This window comes from Rathayibacter sp. CAU 1779 (genome assembly GCF_054551755.1).
Genome location: NZ_JBTOLK010000001.1, coordinates 50,852 through 57,475, shown reverse-complemented (window position 1 = coordinate 57,475; position 6,624 = coordinate 50,852). Strand labels below are relative to the sequence as shown.

The window sequence follows — 6,624 nt, the reverse complement described above, 5'->3', positions numbered from 1 at the left end:
CTCCCCCCCCCCTCCCCCCCCCCCCCCCCCCCCCACGTCGGCTCCAGCAAGACGTCGCGGATCCCGCATGTACGACTCGAGCGCGGCGTCGTCGGGAAGCTCGATGATCTGCGTCTCGAACGGCGGCACCACGCCCTCGGATGCCGCGCCACCGGGGAGGGTGCGCACGCGTGCGACGACCCGCGATCCGTGTTCGGGCAGCAACGCGAGCACCCCGTCTTCGTAGGCGACAAGCTCCTCCTCGAACCCTGGATTCGGCCACAGGGTCACGCACAGCACCACGGTCATGGTGGAGACCGTACCGCGTACGTTGGAGGAATGCCGAAGTCGTCGTTCGAGTCCCTCCCGGACTACATCGCCCTGCCCCGCGTCGAATCCCTCGCACTGTCGCCCGACGGCACGCGCGTCGTGCTCTCGGTCGCCACACTGTCGAAGGACGGCACGAAATACGAGCGGGCCCTCTGGTCCATTCCGGCAGACGGTGCGCCGGGTGCGCGGCGGCTCACCCGGTCGGCGAAGGGCGAGTCGGCGCCGGTGTTCACGGCATCCGGCGACCTGCTCTTCACCTCCACGCGTCCGGATGCCGACGCCGACGACGAGACCGGCCAGCTCTGGTTGCTCCCCGCGGCGGGTGGGGAAGCGCGTCCCGTCACGCGTCTCGCCGGCGGTGTCTCAGGAATCCAGGCGTCGGCGGAAGGCGTCGACCGCGTCGTGTTCGGTGCCGACCTGCTGCCGAGCGCCGAGACGCTCGAGGACGACGCGAAATTGCGGGCTGCCCGGAAGAAGTCCAAGGTGTCGGCGATCCTGCACGAGGGGTATCCCGTGCGGTATTGGGATGCCGATCTCGGCCCGGATGAGCCGCACCTGCTCGTCCTCGACACCGGTGATCTCGTCGACCAGGTCGGCGTCGAGCGCGCAGCGGACGCCGTAGGCGACGCGGATATTCGGGGCGCCGCATCCACGGATCGCTCGGACACCGCACGCGGTGCGGAGCCGGCGAGTACGGCGAAGGAGGATGTGCCCGAGCCCTATCCAGCATCGCTTCCGCGGCCGAAAGACCTCACGCCGCATCCGGGGCGGGGCGGGGCAGAGGGGGTCGCGGTCACGCCGGATGGCACGACCGTGATCGCGTCGCTGCCGGTCCCGGACGGGTATGACCGGCATCATCGCCTGGTAGCCATCGATGTCGAATCCGGCAGACACGGCGTGCTGCTCGATGAGTCACGGGTCGACCTCGAGATGCCCAGCCTCTCGCATGACGGACGTGTCATTGCCTACCTGCGAACGGTCCGCGCAACACCGCAGGCTCCGACGCAGCAAGAACTCTGGGTGGCGGGCGTCGCCCGCACGGAGGCGGACGGCGCCGTCGAGGCGACACTGATCGATCCACGTCGTCTCGCCGCCGACTGGGACCGCTGGCCGTCCAGCCTCCAGTTCGATGTCGACGACCGATCGCTCATCGTGACGGCTGACCAGGACGGCAGGGGCCCGGTGTTCCGGATCCCGCTGGGCGGCGGATCTGTGCAGCAGCTCACCGACGACGACTTCACGTATTCGGACGTGGGGCTCGATCTGAGGACCGGCGACGTGGTCGCGCTGCGGTCCTCGTGGATGGCGGCGCCGCATCCGGTCCGCATTGCACGCGACGGAACGGTCACACCGTTGGCAGTGCCGGGCGGTGCGCCCGACGTTCCAGCGCACATGGAAGAGGTGGAGACGGCGGCAGCCGACGGAGCCCGGGTGCGCGGCTGGCTGCTCCTGCCGGCGACGGCGCGCGCCGGGGCTCCGGCGCCGCTGCTGTTGTGGATCCACGGAGGCCCGCTGAACAGTTGGAACGCGTGGAGCTGGCGGTGGAACCCGCAGCTAGCCGTGGCCCGTGGCTATGCGGTGCTCCTGCCGGATCCCGCTCTCTCCACGGGCTACGGTCTCGACTTCGTCGCCAGGGGCTGGAACGCCTGGGGTGGCGCGCCGTTCACCGATCTCATGTCGATCACGGATGCGGTCGTCGCCCGCGACGACATCGACGAGACGCGCACGGCGGCCATGGGCGGCTCCTTCGGCGGCTACATGGCCAACTGGGTGGCCGGTCACACGGATCGCTTTCGCGCGATCGTCACCCACGCCAGCCTCTGGGCACTCGATCAGTTCGTTCCGACCACGGACGACTCCGCGTACTGGGCGAGCATCTTCACGCAGGACGGACTCGAGGCGAACTCGCCGCACCGCCACATCGACAACATCGTCACGCCGATGCTCGTCGTGCATGGCGATAGTGACTACCGTGTGCCGATCGGCGAGGGGCTGCGACTCTGGTCGGAGCTGAATGCCCGCTTCGCCGAGCCGGACGGCACGCTGCCGCATCGATTCCTCTACTTCCCGGACGAGAACCATTGGGTGCTGAAGCCGCAACACGCGGTGGTCTGGTACGAGACGGTGTTCGCATTCCTCGGCCAGCACGTGCTCGGTGATGACTGGAGGCGCCCCGCCAACCTGGGCTGAAGGTTCTGTCCGCGGCGCCGAAACAGCAGAGATCGCGCTCTCGCACTGAGAACAGCGGGATAGCTGCTGTTTCCGACCGACCCTGCTGTTCCCGAATCGGGGCGATGGGCGGGCCGGATGTTGACGTAATTCACCAGGCGATGAATTATGGAACCGGTCGGAAATCCGGCCGGGACGACGTCGACCGGGAGGCCCGCCATGCGCGCGATCGTGCTGAAGGAGTTCCAGGAGTTGCGGCGCGATCGCCGCACGCTCGCCCTGCTCATCGTGATGCCGCTCCTGCTGCTGATCATCTTCGGGTACGCGGCCAACTTCACCGTCGATCACCTGACGGTCGCGGTGTACGGATCCGGGGCGAGCGACGTCGTCAAGCTCATCGACGACAACTCGAAGCTGAAGGATCACCTGAACGTCGTCCTCACCGACGAGCACGGCTCTAAGGATGACGCGACCACCGAACTGCGCGACGACCGCGCCGACGTGGCGATCTACGCACAGAACCTGTCGAGCACGCCAGGACCGCAGGGAAGCCCGGCCTTGAGCGCGACCGTCCTCATCGACGGATCGAATCTCTTCGCCGCGCAATCGGCGAAGACGATCTTCGCGCAGGTGCAGCAGCAGCTCGCGCAGCAAGCGGCACAGGCACAAGCACAGGCAGCGCAGGCGGCGGCCCAGGCTCAAGCGCAGGTCGGGCAGGGGCAGAGCCCGTCCGGATCCGGAACATCGAGCAGCGGGTCGAGCCAGGCGCAGGCATCCGCTCCGCAGGCGCCCACGTTGACCGTGACGACCCTGTTCAACCCCGACCTGAAGACCTCGTGGGTGATGATTCCGGCCATCATCGGTCTCATCCTCACGTTCATCGGCACGATCATCACGTCGATCGGGCTGGTCCGCGAGCGGGAGGCAGGCACGCTGGAGCAGCTCGCCGTCATGCCGCTGCGGGCGGGCGCCGTCGTGCTCGGCAAGATCACGCCGTACTTCCTTCTCGCGTGCTTCGACATGGCGCTCATCACGGTGCTCGGGCTGCTGCTCTTCGGCGTGCCGTTCAACGGGAATCCGCTCATCTTCATCGTCGGGGCGGCGTTGTTCCTCTTCGTCGTGCTCGGCCTGGGGGTGCTGATCTCGTCCGTGTCGCGCACGACGGGGCAGGCCATCCAGCTCGCGTTCATGGTGCTGCTGCCGCAGATTCTGCTCTCCGGCATGATCTTCCCGCTCTCGGCGATGGCGGCCGGAGTCCGCTGGATCGGGTATCTGCTGCCGCTCACCTGGTTCACGATGATCTCGCAGGGCGTGATGATCCGCGGCGCCGACTGGGACTCCCTGTGGTTCCCGCTGGTGATCCTCGCGATCATGGCGGTCATCATCTTCGGGCTCGCCGTGGTCCGGCTCAGCCGCAGCATCTCTCCCGTGAAGCCACCGCGACATCCGGAACAGACGGATGCCGTGCAGCAGCGTGCGACGGAGGTCGCGTGATGCCCGCCCCGGCGTCGCCGGCATCCCCGGCGCCCACAGCGCCGCCGGTCGGGCGCCAGTCGTTCGGCGTCGCGGGCCTGACCGTCCGATTCGGATCAACGACCGCGCTCGATGACGTGACCCTGGATGCCCGCCCCGGCGAGGTCACGGCCGTCGTCGGCGGGGACGGCGCCGGCAAGTCCACGCTGCTGCGGGTGCTCGCTCACCGGGTGCGGGCGGATGCCGGCGAGCTCAGCACGGTCGAGCGCGAACGCCTCGGATATCAGCCGGCCACCTCCGGAGTCTGGCCGACGCTCACCGTGGAGGAGAACGTCGAGTTCGTCGGACGGTCGTACGGTATGTCTGCCGCACGCATCCGCGAGCGCTCTGCAGAGCTTCTCGAACGCGCGGGACTCGACTCCGCTCGCCGTCGCCTCGGACATGACCTGTCCGGCGGCATGAGGCAGAAGCTCGGCTTCGTGCTCGCCATCCTGCATGAGCCGACGCTCGTGCTGCTCGACGAGCCGAGCACGGGCGTCGACCCGGTGAGCCGAGTCGAACTCTGGCGCCTGATCAGTGCTGTCGCCAGGCCGGCCGGCGCTGACGGGGGCGTCGCGTCCGAGGGCACGACGGTGATCATGGCGACCACGTATCTGGACGAGGCGCAGCGCGCGGCATCCGTCGTGGCACTCGACTCCGGACGGATGCTCGCCTCCGGCACGCCCGACGAGATCGTCGCGTCGGTTCCCGGCGTGATCGCCCGTCTGGACGATCCGGATGCCATGCCTCCCGACTCGATCGCCGCCCGCGTCTGGCGCCGTGGTACGGAACGACACGTGTGGTCGCCACCGGGGGAGGCCACGACGGGCACCCGGATCGCGACACCGGACTTCGAGGACGCCCTCATCGCCCTCTCGCTCTCGCGGGCCGAGCCCTTCGAGACCCGCTCGCCTTCGGCACCGCCGCGTGAGCCCGTCGAATCCGACCCTCCGTCGGCACCACCGCTTGAGCCAGGGGTTCCCGCCGCCGGTTCCGGCGCGTCGCCGAGCGATGGCGAGCGGTCGCAGCAACCCACTGCATCCGCTCGCCGGATCGTGAAGCGCTTCGGCCACGCCACGGCCGTCGACGGCGTGAGCCTCGAGGTGCGTCCGGGCGAAGTCGTCGGCCTGATCGGCGCGAACGGCGCAGGCAAGACGACGCTGCTGCGCATCCTCCTCGGACTCGAGCGCGCCGACGAGGGCGACGCGACGTTGTTCGGGGCGCCGCCGAGCAACGCGTCCCGGCGCCGCCTCGGATACGTCCCCCAGGGCCTCGGGCTCTACACGACGCTGAGCGTGCGCGAGAACGTCGCGTTCCTCTCCCGCGTGTACGGCGTGCCGAAGCCGGTCCTGCCGGACACTCTGCGCGAGGTGAGCCGCGACATCGTCGCCGACATCGGACTGGGCCGGCAACGGCAGCTGGCCTTCGCGCTCGCACTCAGCCACGGCCCGGAACTGCTCGTGCTCGACGAGCCCACCTCGGGCGTCGATCCGCTCGGCCGGGCTCGGCTCTGGGATGTCATCCACGCGCAGGCGGATGCCGGCCGCGCCGTCATCGTGACCACCCACTACCTGCAGGAGGCCGAGCAATGCACCCGGCTGGCGTTGCTCGCGCAGGGGCGGCTGGTCGGGTCCGGGACGGTGTCCGACCTGGTCCGGGGTGCTGCAGCGGTGCTCGTCACGAGCGAGGACTGGCAGCGTGCGTTCGAGGTCTTGGACCGCTCCGGCCTGCCCATCATGCTCAGCGGGCGGAGCATCCGCGTGGCGGGACGCGGCAGCGCGGATGCGCTGCGGGACCGGGTGACAGAAGCGCTGGGCGGCATCCGCGCCGAGGTGGCTCCGGTGCCGGCGACGCTCGAGGAGACCATGGTGCTGCTGGATCGCGATGGGAAGGCGTCGTGAGCGGCCGCCGTCGCGGGCCGTCCACCACCCGTCAGGAGTTGATGGATGCCGCACGCGAGGTCTTCGCGGACCGCGGTGTCGACGGCGCGACGACACGCGAGATCGCTCAGCGCGCGGGAGTCGACCCGGCGATGATCGCCCACTATTTCGGATCGAAGGGCGGTCTCTTCGACGCGGTCACCTCCCTGCAGCTCGACCCGCGCGACGTCATCGCACCCGTGCTCGAGGTGGATGCGGACGAGGCAGCACGCCAGCTCGTCACACGTCTGGTTGAGGTGTGGGATGCGCACTCCTCCGTGGTCTCGGCCCTGCTGCGCAGCGCTGCGCGCAACAAGACGATGGCCGCGCAGATGCGATCGTTCATCCTGGATCGGGCGGTGCACCCCGTCGTGGCGCGGTTCTCGCCGGATGAGGCGGAGGTCGACACGCGTTCCGCCCTGCTCGCCAGCCAGCTGACCGGCGTCATCCTGACCCGTTACGTGCTGCGCTGGGAGCCGTTGGCCTCCGCGGATCCGTCCTGGGTCGTCGACCACATCGCCCCGACCGTGCAGCGTTACCTCACGGGTCCGCTCCCGCCGACTGAGCCCCCTGCCGGTGGTTGAGCTTGTCGAAACCAGCCTCTGATGTGGTGCTGGTTTCGACCAGCTCAACCAGCGGCAACAAGCTCCACCTGCGGCGGGATCTGACGGCCTCAACGTGCGGTGCGGGCGCCTCGCCTATCGTGAGAGACGAC

Annotated in this window: 5 protein-coding genes; 4 read left to right on the top strand and 1 reads right to left on the bottom strand. The window is 69.2% G+C overall.

All coding sequences use genetic code 11. The annotated features are described in order from the left end of the window. Positions 1-288: hypothetical protein (locus ACX9R5_RS00275; RefSeq protein ID WP_459407006.1), on the bottom strand; the 288-nt coding region annotated here is incomplete at its 3' end. A 30-nt stretch (positions 289-318) separates the two neighbouring features. Between ACX9R5_RS00275 and ACX9R5_RS00270 the strand changes: the two genes are divergently transcribed. The 4 genes from ACX9R5_RS00270 (at position 319) to ACX9R5_RS00255 (ending at position 6,493) form a co-directional block, all read left to right on the top strand. Continuing rightward, positions 319-2,499, top strand: coding sequence for a S9 family peptidase (locus ACX9R5_RS00270; RefSeq protein WP_459407005.1), 2,181 nt, complete (start codon positions 319-321; stop codon positions 2,497-2,499). 198 nt (positions 2,500-2,697) lie between these two features. Next, positions 2,698-3,972: an ABC transporter permease gene (locus ACX9R5_RS00265; RefSeq protein ID WP_459407004.1), complete on the top strand. Its 1,275-nt coding sequence runs from the start codon at positions 2,698-2,700 to the stop codon at positions 3,970-3,972. After that, positions 3,972-5,891: an ATP-binding cassette domain-containing protein gene (locus ACX9R5_RS00260; protein ID WP_459407003.1), complete on the top strand. Its 1,920-nt coding sequence runs from the start codon at positions 3,972-3,974 to the stop codon at positions 5,889-5,891. The genes ACX9R5_RS00265 and ACX9R5_RS00260 overlap by 1 nt, the downstream gene beginning before the upstream one ends. Then, positions 5,888-6,493 carry a TetR/AcrR family transcriptional regulator gene (locus ACX9R5_RS00255; protein ID WP_459407002.1) on the top strand — a complete coding sequence of 202 codons (606 nt, stop codon included), beginning with the start codon at positions 5,888-5,890 and terminating at the stop codon, positions 6,491-6,493. The genes ACX9R5_RS00260 and ACX9R5_RS00255 overlap by 4 nt, the downstream gene beginning before the upstream one ends. Positions 6,494-6,624: the final 131 nt, after the last annotated feature.

What these genes read in the sequence shown, in the direction of transcription:
- ACX9R5_RS00270 (WP_459407005.1), top strand. Translation starts at nt 319, where the DNA reads ATGCCGAAGTCGTCGTTCGAGTCCCTCCCGGACTACATCGCCCTGCCC.
- ACX9R5_RS00265 (WP_459407004.1), top strand. Translation starts at nt 2,698, where the DNA reads ATGCGCGCGATCGTGCTGAAGGAGTTCCAGGAGTTGCGGCGCGATCGC.
- ACX9R5_RS00260 (WP_459407003.1), top strand. Translation starts at nt 3,972, where the DNA reads ATGCCCGCCCCGGCGTCGCCGGCATCCCCGGCGCCCACAGCGCCGCCG.